Source organism: Zwartia sp., assembly GCF_049655405.1.
GTDB lineage: Bacteria > Pseudomonadota > Gammaproteobacteria > Burkholderiales > Burkholderiaceae_B > Zwartia.
In genome coordinates this window covers 243,942-264,838 of the sequence record NZ_JBASJR010000013.1, presented here as the reverse complement: position 1 = coordinate 264,838, position 20,897 = coordinate 243,942, and the positions used below count along the sequence as shown (strand labels likewise).

The window sequence follows — 20,897 nt, the reverse complement described above, 5'->3', positions numbered from 1 at the left end:
TCCTCGTACCAATCGTACGCAGGTAGGGGTACTGTATTGTTTACCCTTACCCGAGCGATAATAGCAGTATGAAGCCAATTATCAGCCCTCCCACCGCACCTGTTCAACCTACCCTCAATGTTGCATTGCAGCGAACGGCAATGCTTTCCTTGCTTGCACTCTTTGTATTGTGCATTCTTTGGGAAATTTGGCTTGCACCACTTCGGGCGGGCGGCACGTTATTGTTTTTAAAAGCGCTTCCACTGGCCTTTGCCTTTCGTGGTGTTTCCAAGGGCAGTTTGTATACGATTCAATGGGCTTCTATGCTCGTGTTGTTGTATTTGATGGAGGGAGTCGTCAGAGTGATGTCAGACCCACCAGGTCCTTCAATTGCGCTGGCTTGGATTGAGATTGTCCTTTCCTCAATATTTTTCTTTGCCGCCTTGTTTTACGTCAGACCTGCCAAGCGCTTTGCGAAACAGCTCAAAACACAAGTTGAGGCAACAGCCCATGCCCACTCTACGGATCAGCAGCAGCCATGACATCACCGGTCAATATAGGTAGTTACGGCGCGGACAGTTTCACCGCACTTCGCACCAACAATAGTTTTGCGGCTCTCGGGTTAGAGTTTTTTACGCGTTTACCGACCACTCCACTTAAAAACCCAAGGTTGGTTCACGTGAATCAAGACGTGGCAGCCCTGTTGGGATTTTCTGCGCAGGCGCAGAGGTCGCCTGAATTTTTGAGCGTAGTGAGCGGTGCTGCACCGATGCCGGGCGGAGATACTCTTGCTGCGGTTTACAGCGGTCACCAATTCGGAGTGTGGGCGGGACAGCTCGGGGATGGTCGAGCGCATTTGCTGGGCGAAATTGTCAGTCCAACCGGAAACTGGGAGCTTCAGCTCAAAGGGGCTGGCATGACACCTTATTCTCGGATGGGCGATGGGCGCGCTGTCTTGCGCTCCTCAGTGCGAGAATATCTAGCGAGCCAAGCCATGCACGGCTTGGGCGTCGCGACCACGCGAGCGCTATCCTTGGTGTCTGCCGACGATCCTGTGATGCGCGAAACAGTTGAAACCGCGGCGGTTGTGGCTCGAGTCGCGCCAAGTTTTGTGCGTTTCGGATCGTTCGAGCACTGGGCCTCTCGCAAGAGGCCTGATTTAGTTCGTAAACTCGCGGACTATGTCATTGAACGTTTTTATCCTGAGTGTCTGCACAATTCATCAGGCGTTCCAGACTCAGCAGACATGCGCTATGTCATGTTTTTGGAGGCCGTGGTGAAAAGGACGGCCCAGTTAATGGCGAGCTGGCAAGTGGTGGGCTTTTGTCACGGTGTCATGAATACGGACAATATGTCGATTCTTGGCTTGACGCTTGACTATGGCCCCTACGGCTTTATGGATGGTTTTGATGCGCGTCACATCTGTAATCACACCGATTCGAACGGCCGCTATGCGTGGCATGCGCAACCCGCAGTTGCGCACTGGAACCTGTATCAGTTAGCCAACAGTCTGTTTTCCATCGTGCCGGATGCTGAGGCGCTGAGGACTGCGCTCGATCAGTTTGAGCCGACTTTTCTGCAAGCCATGCAAACCCGCATGAGTCAAAAGCTAGGTCTAAGCACTTGGCAGGCGGGTGATGAGGCGTTAATTGATGATCTCTGGAGTGTGATGCAATCGAGTCATGCTGATTTTTCAATGACGTTTCGTCAACTCGCTTATGCACCTGGCTTGACTGACGCTGCGGCGGCACAGGTGTCCCACGACTTAGGCGGGACAGTGGGTGACGGATCTGGTGTGTTAAGGCCTTTTATTGATCTCTTCCTAGACAGGGACGCTGCCGGAGCATGGTTAGCCCGCTATCAAGACCGAGTGACGTTGGAGTCTGTCCCATGGCAGCAGCGAGTTTCTGGCATGCTTGCCGTCAATCCTTTGTATGTCTTACGTAATTACTTAGCTCAACAAGTGATCGAGGCCACGCAGCGCGGCAACTTTACCGAGCTAGGGGAAATGATGACATTGCTTGGAGACCCTTTTACTGCCCAAGCCGGTATGGAGCGTTACGCGGCGATGCCGCCGCACTGGGCAAGCAAAATTGAAGTCAGTTGCTCTTCCTAGTGCAATAATGTCGTTTTGTTGCGTGTATCCCTTTGAGCACGCCCAACCTTGACGGTTCGTTTCTATGTCTGGCAACACTCTCGGTACTTTATTTTGTGTCACCAATTTTGGTGAATCTCACGGACCTGCGATCGGCTGTGTGGTCGATGGTTGCCCGCCAGGCCTGTCGTTGTCCGAGCAGGATATTCAATTTGAGCTTGATCGACGTCGTCCTGGAACCTCGCGTCACGTGACGCAGCGCCAAGAGGCAGACCAAGTCGAAATACTGTCCGGCATTTTTGAGGGCAAGACAACAGGCACACCAATTGCCTTGTTGATCCGAAACGTGGATGCTCGCAGTAAAGATTACAGCGCTATTTCGGACACTTTTCGTCCGGGGCACGCTGATTATGCCTACTTCAAAAAATACGGCATACGAGACCCCCGTGGTGGCGGTCGCTCTTCGGCCAGACTGACGGCTCCTACAGTGGCAGCCGGTGCGATTGCCAAAAAATGGCTGTCTGAGCAATACGGCATCACCGTGCGCGGCTACATGAGCCAGCTCGGTCCAATACCCATGCCGTTCAAAAGCTGGGAACATGTCCCCAACAATCCTTTTTACTCGGCGGATCCGGATATCGTGGCTCAGCTTGAGTCTTATATGGATCAATTGCGTAAAGACGGCGATTCAGCCGGTGCGCGCATCGAAGTTGTCGCCGAGGGGTTGCCTGCGGGTTGGGGCGAGCCTATTTACGACCGCCTGGATGCGGATATTGCTCATGCCATGATGGGCCTCAATGCCGTCAAAGGCGTTGAAATTGGTGCTGGATTTCACAGTATTGTGCAACGCGGCTCCGAGCATGGCGACGAAATCACCCCTGAGGGGTTTTTGACCAATCATGCCGGTGGCGTGTTGGGGGGTATTTCAACGGGGCAGCCAATCACTGTCAGTTTGGCAATTAAACCAACTTCCAGCATTCGGATCGAGCGCCGGTCGGTCGATCGAGCCGGCAATCCTGTTTCCGTACAGACCTTGGGTCGCCATGATCCATGTGTCGGAATTCGTGCGACGCCCATCGCCGAGTCACTGCTCGCGATCATTCTGGCGGACCATGCCCTGCGCCATCGTGCCCAGTGTGGAGACGCACCCAGCAAAGGCTAGTGACAGGCCTGCTATGGCATAATCAAGAGCTAAACCTATCCAATGAGTGTGGCAGAGACAGCGTTATGAAAAAAACCTTATACGACAAGTTATGGGATGCCCATGTGGTTCACGAAGAATCAGATGGCACCGCTATTCTTTACATCGATCGTCACCTGTTGCATGAGGTGACCAGTCCTCAGGCCTTCGAGGGTCTCGATTTGGCCGGCCGCAAGCTTTGGCGCCTCAATGCTAACTTGGCTGTGGCAGACCATAACGTACCGACAACTGATCGGGCCCAAGGTATTACAGATCCTATTTCAAAGCTTCAGGTCGATACTCTTGACGCCAACTGTGAAAAGCATCAGGTGATTGAGTTTCGCATGAACGACTTGCGTCAAGGCATCGTGCATGTGATCGGCCCTGAGCAAGGCGCGACATTGCCAGGCATGACCGTTGTGTGTGGTGACTCCCACACCAGCACGCATGGCGCAATGGCTGCGTTGGCGTTCGGTATTGGTACCTCCGAAGTCGAGCACGTGATGGCGACGCAAACGCTGCAAGCCAAGAAAAATAAAAACATGCTGGTACGTGTTGAGGGTGCGTTACCCGCAGGCTGTACTGCTAAAGATATTATTTTGCACATCATCGGTGTGATCGGCACCGCTGGTGGTACTGCGCACGCCATTGAGTTTGCAGGCAGTGCCATTCGTGATTTGTCGATCGAAGGTCGCATGACGCTGTGCAATATGTCGATCGAGGCGGGTGCCCGTTCTGGCATGGTGGCCGTTGATCAAAAGACGATTGATTATTTTGTAGGCCGTCCCTTCGCACCGAGCGGTGCGCTTTGGGATCAAGCGGTCGCGTATTGGAAAACCCTGCACTCAGACGAAGGTGCGCATTTTGATCGTGTCGTAGAAATCGATGCGCGTCAGATCGTTCCTCAGGTCACCTGGGGGACTTCCCCCGAGATGGTCTTGCCTGTGACTGGTCGGGTACCGGATCCAGAGCGCGAAAAGGATGAAGCCCGTCGCAGCGGCATGGAGCGCGCCCTTGAATACATGGGTCTCAAGCCCAATACTGCGATTCAGGATATCAAAATTGATCGCGTGTTTATCGGCTCTTGTACCAATTCACGCATTGAGGACTTGCGTGCTGCTGCGGTGGTTGCTCGCGGCAAGCGCGTGGCGAGCAACGTTCGTCAGGCAATGGTCGTAGCAGGTTCTGGGCTCGTTAAAGCCCAAGCTGAGCGCGAAGGTCTCGACAAAATCTTTATCGAAGCGGGTTTTGAGTGGCGTGAGCCAGGCTGTTCGATGTGTTTGGCGATGAATGCCGATCGACTCGAACCCCAAGAACGTTGTGCCTCGACATCAAATCGTAACTTTGAAGGTCGTCAAGGGCAGGGTGGTAGAACCCATCTTGTGAGCCCAGCCATGGCAGCAGCTGCTGCGATCGCTGGTCATTTTGTCGACGTACGTAACTTCCGGTAAGCAGACATGGACGCATTTACAACACACCAAGGACTGGTCGCTCCACTCGATCGCGAAAACGTCGATACAGACCTGATTATTCCCAAGCAGTTTCTCAAGTCTATCAAGCGTTCTGGCTTTGGCCCGAATCTCTTTGATGAGATTCGTTATTTGGATCACGGTGAGCCTGGCATGGATAATTCCAAGCGCCCGCTCAATCCCGATTTCATCCTGAATCATTCCCGCTATCAGAATGCTTCGATTTTGTTGGGTCGCAAAAACTTTGGCTGCGGCTCCAGCCGCGAGCACGCGCCTTGGGCACTTGCGCAGTATGGCTTCCGTGCCGTGATCGCCCCGTCTTTTGCTGACATCTTTTTTAACAACAGTTACAAGACTGGCTTTTTGCCAATCGTCCTGACTGAGCTCGAAGTTTCGCGGCTGTTTGATGAGGTCCGTGGCTTTGTGGGCTACAAGCTGACGATTGATCTCGAAAAGCAGTTGGTGATTGCACCAGACGGTCGCGAGATGCATTTCGACATCACCGCGCATCGCAAATACTGCCTGCTCAACGGTTTGGATGAAATCGGCTTGACCTTGCGTCACGCGGACAAAATTCGCAATTACGAAAATGAGCGTCTTGCCCGTCATCCTTGGCTGGATGTAGTGCCTATTGGCGCGAGATAAATCACTTTATATCGGGCCGGTTCGCCGGCCCATTATTTTTTAGATGAGTCAAACATGACAAAAAAAATCGCAGTCTTACCCGGTGATGGCATCGGTTCAGAAATTATTGAGCAGGCTGTACGCGTGCTGAGTACAGTGGCTCCAGAGTTAGAGATCAACCATGCGCCAGTGGGCGGCACAGCTTATGATTTGCATGGCCATCCCTTGCCACCCGCAACACTCAAACTTGCTCAAGAGTCCAATGCGATTTTGTTTGGTGCAGTGGGCGATTGGAAATACGACAAGCTGCCTCGCGAGCATCGTCCTGAGCAAGCCATTTTAGGACTGCGTAAAGCGCTTGGCTTGTTTGCAAACTTACGTCCCGCCATTTTGTATCCAGAGCTGGCCAATGCCTCCTCACTCAAGCCTGAAATCGTATCCGGATTGGATATTTTGATTTTGCGCGAGCTGACAGGTGATATCTATTTTGGTACACCACGCGGTATCCGTACTGCGACGGATGGCCCTTATGCAGGATCCCGTGAGGGTTTTGACACGATGCGTTATGCCGAGCCTGAGATTCGACGTATTGCACATATTGGTTTCCAGGCAGCCCAAAAGCGCAAAGGGAAATTGTGTAGCGTCGACAAGGCCAACGTGCTCGAGACTTCACAGCTCTGGCGTGACATCGTGATTGATGTGGCCAAAGAATATCCAGATGTCGCGTTGACGCATATGTATGTTGATAATGCTGCCATGCAGTTAGTGCGCGCGCCGCGTGAGTTTGACGTGATCGTCACCGGCAACTTGTTCGGTGATATTTTGTCTGACGAAGCAGCGATGCTGACGGGCTCAATCGGCATGTTGCCTTCGGCCTCATTAAACGCCTCTGGTCAAGGTTTGTATGAACCCAGCCACGGCTCTGCACCAGACATCGCAGGTCAAGGCATTGCCAATCCGCTTGCGACGATTTTGTCTGCCGCCATGATGCTTCGTTATTCTCTGGACAGCGCAGCGATTGCCGATCGTATTGAGCAGGCCGTGCAAAAGGTGTTGCAGCAAGGGCTCCGTACTGCTGACATTTATGAGCCGGGCACCACCAAGGTCGGTACCGCTGCCATGGGTGACGCTGTGTTGAAAGCCTTGGCCTAATGGCAATCCCGCCCAGTCGCCTTTTGGCGCTGGGCTAAAATATCAAATATCTAATACCTCATTGTGGTTTTGTTGAAATGAAAAAATCGGTCGGATTAGTAGGTTGGCGCGGTATGGTTGGATCTGTTCTCATGCAGCGGATGCGTGATGAGGGTGATTTTGATCTGATTGATCCCGTTTTTTTCTCCACCAGCAATGCCGGAGGTCGCGCACCTGAGTGGGCCGGTTCAACCGCCCTCCAAAATGCGTTCGATATCGAAGCCCTTAAAAAATTACCTATTATTGTGACCGCCCAAGGCGGCGATTACACGAGCGAGGTTTATCCTAAACTGCGTGCAGCAGGATGGACGGGAATCTGGATTGATGCCGCCAGCACCTTGCGCATGAAAAACGATGCCATTATTGTCCTCGACCCCGTTAACCGTGATGTGATTGATGCGGGCTTGCAGCGTGGCGTGCGTGATTACATTGGTGGCAATTGCACCGTGAGCTGCATGATGATGGGTCTGGCTGGTCTGTTCAAGCATGACTGGATTGACTGGATGACTAGTATGACTTACCAGGCAGCCTCGGGTGGCGGTGCGCAACACATGCGCGAGTTGTTGACCCAATTTGGTTTGCTAAACGCAGCTGTCCAGGCTGAGCTCGCTGATCCTGCTTCTGCTATTTTAGAAATTGATCGGAAAGTGTTGGCGACTCAACAGTCAGGACAGTTACCAACCGAGCATTTTGGTATCCCGCTTGCAGGCAATCTGATTCCTTGGATCGACAAAGACCTCGGCAACGGAATGTCCCGCGAAGAATGGAAGGGCGAGGCTGAAACGAATAAAATCCTTGGCCGCGGCGAAGGTTTTGGTTCTACACCAATCCCGATTGATGGTTTGTGCGTGAGAATTGGAGCGATGCGTTGCCACAGTCAGGCGCTCACCATCAAACTCAAGCGTGATGTGCCGATGGACGAGATCGCAGAGATCATTTCGCAAGGTTCTGCTTGGGCCAAGTTTGTCCCAAACACCAAAGAGGACACACTGCGTGCCTTGTCACCAGTATCCGTGACCGGCACGTTGGATATTCCTGTCGGACGGATGAGAAAGCTTTCTATGGGGCCTGAGTACCTTGGCGCCTTTACGATCGGCGATCAATTACTGTGGGGCGCTGCAGAGCCTCTGCGTCGCATGTTGCGTATTACGCTCGGCGAGCTCTAAGTCAAGGAAAATTCTATATGGCACGGCAATTGAACAGCTCTGGTATTTTGTTGCGGCGCACTGCCACCTCGTTGATGCTTTATCTGGGGCTGTCGTTCGCGGGGCTCAATGTGACCCAGGCTGCTCAACCAGGACATGGTCGCGTCATCTCGGTTGCCGGCACACCGCTTCAGGTTTCCGTGCCGATGAATGGACTGACTCCGGACGATCTCAAAGTATTAAGCGCTTCAGTGGCTGAGTCTGCGGCATGGGCACAAGCAGGTTTGACTCTTCCTGCGTCAATTGATTCTTTATCTGTCACGATCGAGCCTGGGGTGAATGCGACCTCGCGTAACCTTGTGATGCGCTCCACTCAAGCGGTCAACCGTCCGGTCATTGATGTGTTGATTCGACTGACAACGGCTTCTGGGACGACGTCGATTCAGTCCAGTTACTTAGTGTTGTCTAGCGAGTCATCTCCTAAAGCTTCAGATTCGGTTCGCGTAGTCAAAGGGGATACCTTGTATGCGATCGCCTTGGAAAAAGCTGTCAGCGGTGCAGACATCTATCAGGTGATGTGGTCAATTTACGAGGCGAATCGTCAAGCCTTTATTGCCGACAATATGAACTTGCTTCGTGCAGGTTCATCTCTCACGATTCCAGATGCAGCGACGATGCGTGCGGTCGATGCCAAGTATGCGCGTTCGATGTTTGCCAAGCATGATCAAGCCTTTAGAGCGCGTCGAGGCTCAGGTCAAGCTGGCGGTGGAGTGCCGACTGTCACAACTCCGAGTGCGCAAACTGGCGCCGTGACGAGTCCTCCTCCAGCCTCTGAAACAGCTCCTACAGGTGATCAGGTCAGACTTGCTTCGACTAATCCTGCGGATCAACAAGCGGATGCCAAAGTCGCGAGCGCAAACGAACTGCGAGAAATGCAGTCTCAAGTGGAGTCTTTGCAGAAAAACGTTGAGGAATTAAAAGAGGCGCTTCAGAAAAGTCAGGCTGCTGCTAGCTCTGCCGGTGCAACAGGGGCTTCAGGCCCAGCTGGATCATCTGGAGCGACCGGAGCAACTGGAGCGACCGGAGCGACCGGATCCACCGGAGCCACCGGAGCTTCGACAACTTTGGGGACTCAGGGAGTTGAAGGTTCATCCGCCGGTGGATCCAAAGCTGACGTCGGCAAAGTGGCTTCTAGCGAAGTAAAAACAGGGATGGCTAAATTAAAGCAATATGCCTCAGACCATGTTCTTGGGTTTGTTCTGGGTATTTCTGCTTTGCTGGCACTGATCATTGCCTTCCTATTAAAACGAGCGGGTCGGCAAGCTCGTGGTGAGGCGTTAGATCAAGCTCCCCATTCCAATGCTGCAGTTGCTTCGGACTTTGATCAAAAGCTTCAGTCGATTGATCTAAATTTATCAGCAGATGACAAGCCGTCGAATACGGCTGGATCCAGTAAAACAGGTGTCTGATTCACGTATTTCGGCCTCAGCAGAGTCACTAGAGGGTGACTTTGCTCAGTCCTCAACGAGTGGCGTTGCTTTAAATAGGATTGCACTCGGCATTGCTTATGATGGTCGACCCTGGCAAGGTTGGCAAAAACAACCCCATGGGCAGACTGTTCAAGACGCGCTAGAACGCGCACTTCAAGCTTTCGTGGGCGCACCTGTCAGTACAGTTTGTGCAGGACGCACTGACACCGGAGTGCACGGACTCAACCAAGTGGTACATCTTGATACGGATGTTCATCGAACGTCTGAGTCTTGGGTGCGCGGCACGAATGCCCATCTGCCTGATTCTATTTCTGTGCAATGGTCTCAAGTCGTACCTGCTGAGTTTCATGCGCGTTTTTCAGCGACGGCTCGTGCATACACCTACGTGATCCTCAATACCCGTGTGCGTCATCCTTTGTGGCAAGGCCGGGCAGGGTGGGTGTTTCAACCGCTCAATGTTGAGGCGATGCGTAACGCTGCGCAATCCTTGCTGGGCGAACATGACTTTAGTAGCTTTAGGTCTTCACAGTGTCAGGCCAAGTCACCAGTGCGAACACTCCATCAACTAGACATCGCTCAGCAGGGGCCTCGCATAGTTGTTCAACTGCGTGCCAATGCCTTTCTGCACCATATGGTTCGCAATATTATGGGTGCACTTGTTCAGGTGGGTCAAGGGCGAGAGCCTGTAGACTTCGTTGCAAAGGTTCTTGAGGCGCGTGATCGTACACAGGGTGCACCGACTTTTTCTCCTGATGGCTTGTATTTGACGGATGTCACGTATCCTGGATACTCGTTACCCGTGGTGACAACGGATACGGTAGGTTTAGATTTTCTTGGGACATGCTGAAATATGTCTCATAAGCAACAATCAAAAGGGTAAAACGATGCGCACGAGAATCAAAATTTGTGGAATTACGCGTCATGAAGACCTGCTGTGTGCTGTCAATGCAGGCGCGGATGCTGTGGGTTTTGTTTTTCACCCCTCGAGCAAGCGTTTTGTTTCGCCTGAACGAGCGGCTGAGTTAGTAGGAAATCTTCCCGCTTTTGTGAGTTCGGTCGCGCTTTTCGTCAATCCCGAGCCACAGTTTGTTCAGAAGGTGATTGAAACAATGCGACCAACGTTGCTACAGTTTCACGGTGAAGAGACTCCAGAGTTTTGTGCTTCGTTTGAAACACCTTATATCAAGGCTTTTCGCGTAGGTGCGCCTGGCATGGATTCCGCCCAAAGCCTAAAGGAGTCTTGTCAGCAGTTTGCGTCAGCGCGTGCTTGGTTGTTTGATAGCTATACGCCGGCTTATGGTGGTAGTGGCCACACCTTTGATCATGCAATGCTATCGGATCTGCTTGCCCTAGAGACTGGGCAACGTGCGCCCATTATTCTCTCTGGCGGGCTCAACGCGCAAACCCTCTTGTCGCCTGTTCGTCAACTCCGTCCTTGGGCGGTCGATGTGAGTAGCGGTGTCGAAGAAGGCCCAGGCCTTAAGTCCCCATCACTGATCGCTGCATTTGTGTCGGCTGTTAAAAGTGCGGATCAATGAGTGCTTTTGACATCCGCTACATAAAACCGATATAATCATTTTCTTTACAGGCGGTTAGCTCAGCTGGTTAGAGCGCCACGTTGACATCGTGGAGGTCGCTGGTTCGATTCCAGTACCGCCTACCAAGTGCCCCTCTTCAGGGGCATTTTTTATTTTCGGTTTGCATTGTTAGCAATGCCGCATTCCCTCAAGGCCAACTCTGGCCGATATTCAAAATGAATGCTGTCGTAATGCCACCATTTTCCGCCCCATACAAAGCCGTGTGATTCAAAAATACTCACGACACGATTGAAATCTTGATCACGCAGAATGTCTTCCGGAAAGACTTTGTTTTGGTTTGTATACGCGCCATCCCATCTCCAGTAGCGACCGAGTCGGTGAGGGAGCTTGAAATCGATGGCAATGCCAAAGGCATGCATACTCAAGCGCTGAGTCCCGGCTATTTTTCTCCAATTAAACGTCCCAATACTTTCAGAGACGAGAGGCGAGAGCCCCGCACGTGCAATTTCTGTGCCCACAGCTTCAAGTGCCTTGGCTGCACCATTCACACTTGAAAACTGAAGCTTGCAATCGCACGGTGCCCAATTAATCGTGACGAGTCTGCTGGCAACTTCCGCGGGTGATTTGCCGTACATATCCAAGAAAAGAGGCGTATGACGAAGGCGTCCCGGGTCTTCATTTCGTTGTGGCGAGCTTGTTAAGGGCCCGGTTTGATAGGCTTGGCGCAATTGACTGTAGAGGTCGGCGCGATCAAGTTCGTCTTCAAAATCCCTGTAAGTAGAATTTGGGTCAAATGGATAACGCTGTCCTGCATGGGAATAGATGGCATCCTCGCTCGTCGGCTGAGCCAAGTGGTCAGGATATGATTTGGCAAGGCACATCAGTTGTCGAGTGGCTTCAGCGGCAAAAACTGAATGTTGCAGCAGCACTAACATGGCGCAGAGTAAGAGGGCGCCTCGCAGCACGCCTCTTAGTACGCCTGTTTTAATTTCCACCAAGCAGTCTGCCATACCCTGGAACCAGTGGTTCAACCCCTGCAATTTTTAAGCAATGCCACATCATGGCAGCCACGCTTGATATGACTGGTTTACGAAGATCCCTTTCAAGTGCATCCAATACTTCAATGGTAGGCATACCCACGCCACTTAAAAAGATGACTTCAGCCTCAGGTGTGTTGGCTGCTTTCGCCAAAGCATAGGCGCGCTCTGGCGTTTCTTCGTAAATGTTTCGAACATTTTCAAGTCGTTTGACGTTTACAACATTTAAACCATAGCTTTCAAGCGCGCCTTTACCTGCGAGCGTTTGGGCCTCTGCATAGGGTGTCGCCAATGCAACGTTGGTCACACCTAAGTGGCTCATCGCGACGATGACACTTTTAAAGGCTGAGGTAAACCGAACGTTGTATTGCTGCTCGAGTCTTGCCGTGAGTGCTGCTTCGCCTTCACGGCCCAACATGTAACTTGACGCGGTATGCGCCAAGGCGATCACTTGCGGACGGATGTGGGCCAACATCTCGGTAGGCTCGTCAATATGATCGAGCTGCGAGCGTGTGCGTTGATCTTGGCCATCATGCGCGCCGGGTGTTCCGCGTGCAATCATTCGGCCAAAATGCACAGAAACTCCTGCTGGTTTTAAAGAAAATAACTCTGGCTCTACGTTTGGATTTCCAGGGGGTAACAAAAATCCTATTCGAGCACGCCATCCGTCCATGTTTTTTCCTAGATTTGTATTGAATAAATATGCTGAGATGTGACGTGAAGTTTAGTTATTTTGAAACACCACGCGCAATTTCTGACCACTTTGTCATTTCGGCTTTGATGTGACCGTTGACTTCAGAAGGGGTGCCTTTTTTAACCTGAACAGACATATTGGCAAATTTGTTTTCAACATCTTTGCTTTGTAATGCGATATCGATACTTTGACTCAGTTTTTCGACAATGGCTTTAGGCGTACCTGCGGGTGCCACAAAAAAGAATGAAACCTCAGTAAACATGCCTGGGATGCCGGCCTCTTTGACCGTAGGCACATCTGGCAGTGCTGCTAGGCGCTTATCTCCTGTGACGGCGATCACGCGAATTTTGTCACCCTTTGCCAAGCCGACAGCGGAAGCCGCGGGTGTGAACCAGACTTGGATACGTCCAGCGAGGACGTCAACCTGTGCGTCTGAGGTGCTTTTGTAAGGAATCATGACCATGTCGAGATTGTTCGAGGCCTTAAGCTTTGTCCCGAGATAGTCTGAAACGCTTCCTGTGGGACCGTTGTAATTCAATTTGCCGGGTGAGGCCTTTGCGAGTTTGACGACGTCGCTCAGGGTCCGAGCAGCAAGGCCAGGTGGAACGGCGACCACGTAAGGCAAACTGGCTGCAAAAGCAATAGACTCAAAGTCTTTTGATAAGTCTGTTTTAACACTAGGGTTCGTGACCTGATTAATGATGCTGCTCGTACTCGTCAAAAAAATCGTATAGCCATCTGGCTTGGCCTGCGCAACGTAGTCTGTTGCGATATTGCCCGTTGCGCCTGCTTTATTTTCGACGAGAACAGTTGTTTTCATGATTTGCGTCAGTTGCTGAGCAACTTCGCGCGCAATCATGTCGTTTCCGCTTCCAGGACCGTAGGGCACGACGATGGTGATTGGACGTGTGGGGTAGGTCTGCGCTTGGGGAGTGAGCGGCAATAAAATGGACACGCATGCGAGCGAACGCGCAACTATCTTGAAGATGCTTTTCATTGGTTTGTCTCTTGTTGTCATTGAAATTCTTGTCAAACAACAATAGCAGAACAGAGGCCAATCGCGAAAGGTCGCCAAGCCAAGGCATTTTTGACCCAAAGCCCAGTGTTCGCAATGGTAAACTTTGAGATTGTCGTTTTGTTACAGGATTAGTGCTGATGCTCTCAATTACGCTCCCCGACGGGTCGCAGCGTCAATACCCAGGACCGGTCACGGTTGCTGAGGTTGCTCAATCGATCGGTGCTGGTCTGGCACGTGCCGCCCTTGGCGGTCGCATCACTGAGGGTGGCGAAAGCCGCTTGGTTGATACGACGCATCGCTTGGAGAGCGATACGCAACTCGCCATCATTACTGCAAAAGACGCTGACGGACTGGATCTGATTCGCCACTCTACTGCACACCTGCTTGCGTATGCGGTTAAAGCACTATTTCCAGATGCACAGGTCACAATCGGTCCTGTCATTGACAACGGTTTTTTCTATGACTTTTCCTACAAGCGTCCCTTTACGCCAGAGGATTTGGTTGCGATCGAAAAGAAAATGGCTGAACTCGTCAAAAAAGACGAGGTCGTCACGCGCGAAGAATGGTTGCGCGACGATGCCGTGACCTACTTTAAAGGGATTGGCGAGGCTTACAAGGCCGAGATTATTGGTGCGATTCCTGGCAATGAAACGATTAGTCTTTATCGCGAAGGCGACTTTATTGACTTGTGTCGTGGTCCCCACGTCCCCAGCACTGGCAAATTAAAAGTATTCAAGCTGATGAAGGTCGCAGGCGCCTATTGGCGTGGCGACAGCAACAATGAAATGTTGCAGCGGATTTACGGTACGGCCTGGGCGACGAAAGAGGACCAGGATGCTTACCTGCACATGCTTGAAGAAGCCGAGCGACGTGACCATCGCAAGATTGGTCGTGATCTCGACTTGTTCCATTTTCAAGAAGAAGGCCCAGGCCTGATTTTCTGGCATCCCAAAGGCTGGGCGATCTGGCAGCAAGTTGAACAATACATGCGTGCCGTGTATCGCGACAACGGTTACCAAGAGGTCAAGGCACCGCAGATTCTGGATATTTCCCTTTGGAAAAAAACCGGGCATTGGGATAACTATCGTGAAAATATGTTCACGACCGAATCTGAAAATCGTGTCTATGGTTTGAAACCTATGAATTGTCCTGGCCACGTCCAGATCTTTAATTCAGGCTTGCATTCCTACCGCGATCTACCACTGCGCTACGGTGAGTTTGGTCAATGCCATCGTAATGAGCCGTCTGGCTCCTTGCACGGCATGATGCGTGTGCGTGGTTTTACTCAAGATGACGGTCATATTTTTTGTACCGAAGATCAGTTGCAAGATGAGTGCGCAGCCTTTACGTCTTTACTCCAGCAGGTCTATGCAGATTTTGGTTTTACCGAGGTGCTTTACAAGGTTGCCACGCGTCCAGAAAAGCGTATTGGAAGCGACGAGGTATGGGATAAAGCTGAAACTGCATTGATGGAAAGTCTCAAGCGGACTGGTTGTTCCTTCGAGGTTTCCCCAGGAGAGGGTGCTTTTTATGGTCCCAAGATCGAGTACACGCTGAAAGACGCGATTGGACGTCACTGGCAGTGCGGCACGATTCAGGTTGATTTTTCCATGCCTCAGCGTCTTGGTGCGGAGTTTGTGGATGCGACCGACCAGCGTCGAGCGCCAGTCATGTTGCATCGTGCGATCCTGGGTTCTTTTGAGCGCTTTATCGGCATGTTGATTGAAAACCATGCCGGCGCGATGCCTGCATGGCTTGCTCCTGTCCAGGCCGTTGTGTGCTCAATTTCGGAACATGCGGCTGATTATGCGGCAGAAATCACACAAAGCCTGAAAAAACAAGGCTTTAGAGTAGAATCAGATTGTCGAAGTGAAAAAATTACCTATAAAATCCGTGAACACAGTTTGCAAAAAGTCCCTTATATCTTGGTTGTTGGTGAAAAAGAGCGCCAGGCAGGGACTGTAGCTGTGCGTGGACGTGGTGGAGTTGAGCTGGGCGTCATGCCTGCTGCTCAATTCGCTACACTGCTAAACGAAGACGTGGCTTGTCGCCGCAATTCCGGTTCGACTGCACCGCAGTCGGCCTAACTACTAGGAGTCGTCAACATCGCAACAGAAAAACCCCATCGCATCAATGGTGAAATTCGTGTTCCTGAGGTGCGTTTATTAGGTATTGAGGGCGAACAGCTCGGTATTGTTAAAACTTTTGACGCTATTCGCATGGCCGAAGAAAGTGAAATTGATTTGGTTGAGATCGCGCCAAACGCTGATCCACCAGTCTGCCGCTTGATGGATTACGGCAAGTTCAAATACCAAGAGCAAAAACGGTTGGCCGAAGCACGTGCCAAGCAAAAAATTATTCAGGTCAAAGAGGTCAAGTTTCGCCCAGCGACTGACGAAGGCGATTATCAGGTCAAGCTGCGTAATCTGAAACGTTTTCTCGATGAGGGCGACAAGGCCAAAGTGACCCTTCGTTTCCGTGGTCGCGAAATGGCTCACCAAGAGCTTGGCATGCGTGTTCTTGAGCGCGTGCGTGACGATTTGACCGATATGGCTGTTGTAGAGGCGATGCCAAAGCTTGAAGGCCGTCAAATGGTCATGGTTTTGTCACCTCGCAAAAAATCGACCACTAAAGAAGCTGCAGCTTAATCCATGCATGTATTGTTTGTTCTGGATCCACTGCCAGCTTTAAACGCTTACAAAGATAGCTCTGTTGCGATGATGCGGGCACTCGTTGCCCGCGGTCATTCCTTGAGTTTTTCTTTGCAAGGCGATGTGTTCATCGAAGGGGGGCAGGTCTATGCTCGCGCGACCCCTTTTGAGTTAGTTGCTGGTGCAGACCTGCATGAGCATCATTGGTGGAAAGAGCTTGGTGTAGCGGTGGATACACCTCTACAGGCATTTTCAGCTGTCATCATGCGAAAAGATCCTCCATTCGATATGGAGTACGTCTACATTACGCACATGTTTGACTACGCTCAAGCACAAGGTGCTCGCGTATTCAATAGTGGAGAGGCTATCCGAAATCATCCGGAAAAGCTGGCCATCACTGAGTTTGCACAGTTTACGACGCCCACACTGGTTACTCGTGATATGGCGCGAATCAAGGCGTTTCACGCAGAGCATCGCGATGTGATCGTCAAGCCCCTCGACGGCATGGGTGGGACAGGCATTTTCAAACTTGCCGCGAACGAACCTAATTTGAACGCGATTCTTGAGTCTTTGACGCATGATGGTCAAAGGTCAATCATGGCACAACGTTACATCCCTGAGATTAGTCAGGGTGATAAGCGGATTTTGCTCATTGGCGGCGAGCCCGTTCCCTACTGCCTTGCTCGTATCCCCTTGGCGGGTGAGACAAGAGGCAATCTGGCTGCAGGTGGCCGCGGCGTAGCCCAGCCTCTCTCAAAGAGAGACTGGGAAATTGCGCGCGAGATTGCACCGCAGCTCAGTAAAAGGGGGTTGTTACTTGTTGGCCTGGATGTCATCGGAGACTATGTCACGGAAATTAACGTGACGAGTCCAACATGCTTTGTAGAAATTACTGAGCAAACAGGCTTTGATGTAGGGGCTCGTTTCGTCGACGCGCTAGAGCTTGCGGTTTCGCAGGCACCCTAAGCCATGGTGGTGATTTTTGTTGTGGCGCATGCGCCTCTTGCTTCCGCTTTAGTAGCGTGCGCGAGACATGTTTTAGGGGCTCATCCCGATCTATATTTGTTTGACATTGAGCCCCACGAGTGTGCTTCAAGTTCTTCCCCTCGACTCGCTGCTGAGATCATCGCCGCAGACCAAGGTCAAGGTGTGTTGATTTTGACTGACTTGCCCGGCGCAACGCCTTCTAATATTGCCGCCGCCGCCTCTAACATTGCTCAGGCGCAAGGCGTCTCCTGTCGTGTTTTAGGTGGTGTGAATGCTTCAATGTTGCTGAAAACCATTAATTATCGCAGCGCAGCATTGGACGTCGTGGTGGAGAAAGCGCTCGCGGGCGCCACGCAAGCCGTGTTGCGTGTAGACTGATGTTATCCGCGTCAGCTAACCCATTCTTCATTATTTTACGAAATGCCTGATCTCGATATCGTCGTGTCCAATAAGCTTGGCTTGCATGCGCGTGCAGCAGCCAAGTTGACCCAGCTTGCTGGTCAGTTTAGTAGTGAAATCTTCATCTCCAAAGGCGCTCAACGTGTCAACGCCAAGAGCATCATGGGCGTCATGATGCTCGCAGCCGGTATGCGAACCACTGTAAAAATTGAAGCGAATGGCAGCGATGCTGAGCGCGCACTTGACGCTATTCATAAATTGTTTGATGACAAATTCGGCGAAGGCGAATAAGCCCTCTGGCGATACTCGCCTCGGGCCAATGGTTTGCTTATACGGGCAGGGTGCTGCTCGTGGCTATGCGATTGGTCGCGCACTCGTCATGGGGGCTGCGGCGCTCGAAGTCGCACATTACAGGGTTCATCCTACCGGTGTTCAGGCTGAGCAAGCTCGCTTGAGTCGAGCCTTGGAAACGACTCGTCAAGAAATGCTCGAGTTGGCAGAAACGCTCCCTGAAGATGCGCCTCGTGAATTGGCGGCACTCCTGAGTGTGCATGGCATGCTGTTATCTGATCCTTTGCTTGCCGACGAAGCCTTGAGCCTCATCCATGACAAGCACTACAACGCAGAATGGGCCCTGACCACTCAAGGGCAGATTCTTGGCGAACAATTCGCTGCTATGGAAGATGAATATCTGCGTGAGCGTGGCGCGGATGTCCGACATGTTATCGAACGTGTTCTGCATGTTTTGTCAGGTTCGCGCGCCCTGAGTGCTTTTGATCTGGCTGGGGAAACTGACGAACCCTTAATTGTGATCGCACACGATATTTCGCCTGCTGACATGATTCGTTTGCGCGGTGGACGCTTTGCCGGTTTTGCGACAGACCTTGGTGGAGCAACCTCTCACACAGCCATTGTGGCTCGCAGCTTATCTGTGCCAGCCGTTGTCGCGCTCGGACATGCACGCAGCGTGTTGCGTGATGGTGATCAGGTGATTATTGACGGCATTCAAGGGGTCTTGATTGTCAATCCTTCACCGCTCGCACTTGCACAGTATAAAAAAATGCAAGAGCGATATCTGGACGATCGTATCAGTCTTGCCGCACTCAAAGACGTTCCTGCAGAAACGCTTGATGGTTTATCTATTTCCCTTCAAGCCAACATCGAATTGCCCGATGAAGTCGAGTTGGCTTTAGCGAACGGTGCGAACGGTATTGGCTTATTTCGCAGCGAGTTTTTATTTATTGGTCGTGCCGAGTTGCCGAGCGAAGAAGAGCAATATCTTGCTTATGCTTCAGTTGTAAAAGCCATGCAAAATCGGCCTGTTACGATTCGAACGCTCGATGTGGGTGCCGACAAGGCGCTAGATGGTGAGGCAACAGTTGCGACGAATCCTGCCTTGGGTTTGCGGGCGATTCGTTATTGCCTCGCGCATCCTGATTTATTTGCAACTCAGCTCAGAGCGATCTTGAGAGCTTCTGCGCATGGAACCGTGCGAATCTTGATTCCTATGGTTGCGCACATGCATGAAGTGATTGCGTCCAAAGCCGCTATCGAATCAGCCAAGCGGGAACTTGACGTTCGAGGTCAACCTTATGCAGACAAAATTGAAATTGGCTGCATGGTAGAAATTCCTGCAACAGCAATTGCTGTTGATCCCTTTGCAGACGCCCTAGATTTTTTATCGATTGGAACAAACGATCTCATTCAATACACGCTTGCAATCGATCGCGCGGACAACGAAGTCTCTGCACTGTATGACCCTTTACATCCGGCCGTGCTTAAGCTGATTGCAAACACCATTAATGCGGGTATCCGAGCGAGTATTCCTGTGGCGGTGTGCGGTGAGATGGCTGGTGATCCCAAGCTGACTCGTTTATTACTTGGCTTAGGCTTAACGCATTTTTCAATGCACCCGCAACAGCTGCTTGACGTCAAGCGTGAGATCCGTCGCGGTCACTCCAATGCTTTACGTCAGCAAGTCGCCACTGCCTTAAATCGCCACAGCACCATAGACCCCTCAGTGCTTCAATAGATTCGCTTTAAAAATAGAAATCGCCGAATGTGTACGAAGCACATTCGGCGATTTTTATTGCCTAGCCAGTTTTATTAACCGCTCAAGCGATTGCTTTTTTGCGGAATCATTGAATCAACTGAGATTAGCGATGATAGGCTGACTCACCATGCGACGTAATGTCAAGGCCTTCACGCTCCATGTCCTCGCTCACACGCAGACCACACATCAGATCTGCAATCTTGAATGAGATGTAAGCAACAACACCGGACCAGATAATAGTGATGACAATGCCTTCGAGCTGCACTAACAACTGACCACCGATGAGACCAATTGAGTCCAAGCCGAGGCCACCGAGTGCTTTTGCGTTAAACACACCGACCAAAACACCACCAACGATACCGCCCACGCCATGGATGCCAAACACGTCGAGTGAGTCATCCACACCCAACATACGCTTCAATCCGTTGACACCCCAGACGCAGATGATGCCTGCGGAGATACCAATCACTAAGGCACCGACAGGGCCGACCAAGCCGGCTGCAGGGGTGACACCGACCAAACCTGCTATGGCGCCAGACGCTGCACCCAACATGGATGGACGACCTTTGATGGCCCACTCAGTAAAGACCCAAGCCATAATCGCGCCAACAGTCGCAATTAAGGTGTTAAACAAGGCGAGCGCTGCGACTTCGTTTGCTGCGAGTGAAGAGCCAGCGTTGAAGCCAAACCAACCCACCCACAACAATGCAGCACCTGTCATTGTCATTGGCAGGTTGTGTGGCTGCATGGCTTCTTTGCCATAACCTAAGCGCTTGCCGACAACGAAAGCACCGACCAACGCAGCGATACCAGCGTTAATGTGAACCACTGTGCCGCCTGCAAAGTCCAATGCGCCTTTTTCAGCCAGAAGACCCTTGGAAGTCTCTGTGGTGAACCAGATCATGTGGGCGACTGGTATGTAAGCAAACGTGAACCACAGCACCGTAAAAACCAGTACGGCTGAAAAGCGCGCACGTTCTGCGAAAGCGCCCACGATGAGTGCGCAAGTGATGCCAGCAAAGGTGGCCTGGAATGCGGCATACAGAAACTCTGGAATGGAGCCTGTCATGGAGTACTTACCATCTTCAGGGTTAAACATTCCACTGAAGAAAGAGCGAGAGAATCCACCTACAAAGGCGTTACCTTCTGTGAAGGTGAGGGAGTAGCCGTAAGCAAACCAAAGCAGGACTGCCACTGCAAAGGTACACATCACCTGCATTAGCACTGAAAGAACGTTTTTCGAACGTACCAAACCGCCGTAAAACAAAGCTAAGCCAGGTACAACCATCAGTAGTACCAATAGGGTTGAAACACCTACCCATGCGATATCGGCTTTATCCATTTTTA

The 20,897-nt window shown here is 51.5% G+C and carries 20 protein-coding genes and 1 tRNA gene; 17 read left to right on the top strand and 4 right to left on the bottom strand.

The window, feature by feature from the left end:
* Nucleotides 1-68: 68 nt before the first annotated feature.
* From WBJ47_RS12715 to WBJ47_RS12665, 11 genes are all read left to right on the top strand, one after another.
* Nucleotides 69-521: a DUF2069 domain-containing protein gene (locus WBJ47_RS12715; RefSeq protein ID WP_422244399.1), complete on the top strand. Its 453-nt coding sequence runs from the start codon at nucleotides 69-71 to the stop codon at nucleotides 519-521.
* The gene (locus WBJ47_RS12710; RefSeq protein WP_422244397.1) at nucleotides 518-2,095 is read left to right on the top strand and encodes a protein adenylyltransferase SelO; all 1,578 of its coding nucleotides are present in this window, start codon (nucleotides 518-520) and stop codon (nucleotides 2,093-2,095) included. Before WBJ47_RS12715 ends, WBJ47_RS12710 begins: the two co-directional genes overlap by 4 nt.
* 64 nt (nucleotides 2,096-2,159) lie before the next feature.
* Nucleotides 2,160-3,236 carry a chorismate synthase gene (aroC, locus tag WBJ47_RS12705; RefSeq protein ID WP_422244395.1) on the top strand — a complete coding sequence of 359 codons (1,077 nt, stop codon included), beginning with the start codon at nucleotides 2,160-2,162 and terminating at the stop codon, nucleotides 3,234-3,236.
* Between the two features lie 65 nt (nucleotides 3,237-3,301).
* Entirely contained in the window at nucleotides 3,302-4,705 is a 1,404-nt protein-coding gene (leuC, locus tag WBJ47_RS12700; protein WP_422244393.1) for a 3-isopropylmalate dehydratase large subunit, read from the top strand.
* Between the two features lie 6 nt (nucleotides 4,706-4,711).
* A complete protein-coding gene (gene leuD / locus WBJ47_RS12695) occupies nucleotides 4,712-5,368 on the top strand; it encodes a 3-isopropylmalate dehydratase small subunit (RefSeq protein ID WP_422244391.1) in 657 nt (218 codons plus the stop codon).
* Between the two features lie 54 nt (nucleotides 5,369-5,422).
* Nucleotides 5,423-6,499: a 3-isopropylmalate dehydrogenase gene (leuB, locus tag WBJ47_RS12690; protein ID WP_422244389.1), complete on the top strand. Its 1,077-nt coding sequence runs from the start codon at nucleotides 5,423-5,425 to the stop codon at nucleotides 6,497-6,499.
* 77 nt (nucleotides 6,500-6,576) lie between these two features.
* Complete coding sequence (asd, locus tag WBJ47_RS12685) at nucleotides 6,577-7,704, top strand: aspartate-semialdehyde dehydrogenase (protein WP_422244387.1); 1,128 nt, start codon at nucleotides 6,577-6,579, stop codon at nucleotides 7,702-7,704.
* 17 nt (nucleotides 7,705-7,721) lie between these two features.
* On the top strand, nucleotides 7,722-9,152 hold the full coding sequence (locus WBJ47_RS12680; protein ID WP_422244385.1) for a type IV pilus assembly protein FimV: 1,431 nt from the start codon (nucleotides 7,722-7,724) through the stop codon (nucleotides 9,150-9,152).
* Between the two features lie 79 nt (nucleotides 9,153-9,231).
* The gene (truA, locus tag WBJ47_RS12675) at nucleotides 9,232-10,020 is read left to right on the top strand and encodes a tRNA pseudouridine(38-40) synthase TruA (protein WP_422244454.1); all 789 of its coding nucleotides are present in this window, start codon (nucleotides 9,232-9,234) and stop codon (nucleotides 10,018-10,020) included.
* A gap of 10 nt (nucleotides 10,021-10,030) precedes the next feature.
* Nucleotides 10,031-10,711 (top strand): phosphoribosylanthranilate isomerase, encoded by a 681-nt coding sequence (locus WBJ47_RS12670; protein ID WP_422244452.1) that lies wholly within the window; start codon nucleotides 10,031-10,033, stop codon nucleotides 10,709-10,711.
* 48 nt (nucleotides 10,712-10,759) lie between these two features.
* Nucleotides 10,760-10,836: transfer RNA gene (locus WBJ47_RS12665), tRNA-Val, on the top strand.
* Nucleotides 10,837-10,860: 24 nt separating this feature from the next.
* Here WBJ47_RS12665 and WBJ47_RS12660 read toward each other — a convergent pair.
* Genes WBJ47_RS12660 through WBJ47_RS12650 form a run of 3 tightly spaced genes read right to left on the bottom strand, consistent with a single transcriptional unit; the run spans nucleotide 10,861 to nucleotide 13,439 of the window.
* Complete coding sequence (locus WBJ47_RS12660; protein ID WP_422244383.1) at nucleotides 10,861-11,721, bottom strand: M15 family metallopeptidase; 861 nt, start codon at nucleotides 11,719-11,721, stop codon at nucleotides 10,861-10,863.
* Entirely contained in the window at nucleotides 11,696-12,421 is a 726-nt protein-coding gene (locus tag WBJ47_RS12655; protein WP_422244381.1) for a maleate cis-trans isomerase family protein, read from the bottom strand. The genes WBJ47_RS12660 and WBJ47_RS12655 overlap by 26 nt, the downstream gene beginning before the upstream one ends.
* 55 nt (nucleotides 12,422-12,476) lie before the next feature.
* Nucleotides 12,477-13,439, bottom strand: a complete 963-nt coding sequence (locus tag WBJ47_RS12650; RefSeq protein WP_422244379.1) for a Bug family tripartite tricarboxylate transporter substrate binding protein — start codon at nucleotides 13,437-13,439, stop codon at nucleotides 12,477-12,479.
* Between the two features lie 158 nt (nucleotides 13,440-13,597).
* Here WBJ47_RS12650 and thrS point away from each other — a divergent pair, with 158 nt between their 5' ends.
* The 6 genes from thrS to ptsP are packed head-to-tail and all read left to right on the top strand — an operon-like array spanning nucleotide 13,598 to nucleotide 19,529.
* Nucleotides 13,598-15,547 (top strand): threonine--tRNA ligase, encoded by a 1,950-nt coding sequence (gene thrS, locus WBJ47_RS12645; protein WP_422244377.1) that lies wholly within the window; start codon nucleotides 13,598-13,600, stop codon nucleotides 15,545-15,547.
* 18 nt (nucleotides 15,548-15,565) lie between these two features.
* Nucleotides 15,566-16,108: a translation initiation factor IF-3 gene (infC, locus tag WBJ47_RS12640; RefSeq protein WP_422244450.1), complete on the top strand. Its 543-nt coding sequence runs from the start codon at nucleotides 15,566-15,568 to the stop codon at nucleotides 16,106-16,108.
* 3 nt (nucleotides 16,109-16,111) lie between these two features.
* Nucleotides 16,112-17,077 carry a glutathione synthase gene (gshB, locus tag WBJ47_RS12635; RefSeq protein WP_422244375.1) on the top strand — a complete coding sequence of 322 codons (966 nt, stop codon included), beginning with the start codon at nucleotides 16,112-16,114 and terminating at the stop codon, nucleotides 17,075-17,077.
* Between the two features lie 3 nt (nucleotides 17,078-17,080).
* Nucleotides 17,081-17,476, top strand: coding sequence for a PTS sugar transporter subunit IIA (locus WBJ47_RS12630; protein WP_422244373.1), 396 nt, complete (start codon nucleotides 17,081-17,083; stop codon nucleotides 17,474-17,476).
* Between the two features lie 42 nt (nucleotides 17,477-17,518).
* Nucleotides 17,519-17,788, top strand: a complete 270-nt coding sequence (locus tag WBJ47_RS12625) for an HPr family phosphocarrier protein (RefSeq protein ID WP_422244371.1) — start codon at nucleotides 17,519-17,521, stop codon at nucleotides 17,786-17,788.
* A 28-nt stretch (nucleotides 17,789-17,816) separates the two neighbouring features.
* Complete coding sequence (gene ptsP / locus WBJ47_RS12620) at nucleotides 17,817-19,529, top strand: phosphoenolpyruvate--protein phosphotransferase (RefSeq protein WP_422244448.1); 1,713 nt, start codon at nucleotides 17,817-17,819, stop codon at nucleotides 19,527-19,529.
* A 124-nt stretch (nucleotides 19,530-19,653) separates the two neighbouring features.
* Here ptsP and amt read toward each other — a convergent pair whose 3' ends face one another.
* Nucleotides 19,654-20,892, bottom strand: coding sequence for an ammonium transporter (gene amt, locus WBJ47_RS12615; RefSeq protein WP_422244369.1), 1,239 nt, complete (start codon nucleotides 20,890-20,892; stop codon nucleotides 19,654-19,656).
* Nucleotides 20,893-20,897: the final 5 nt, after the last annotated feature.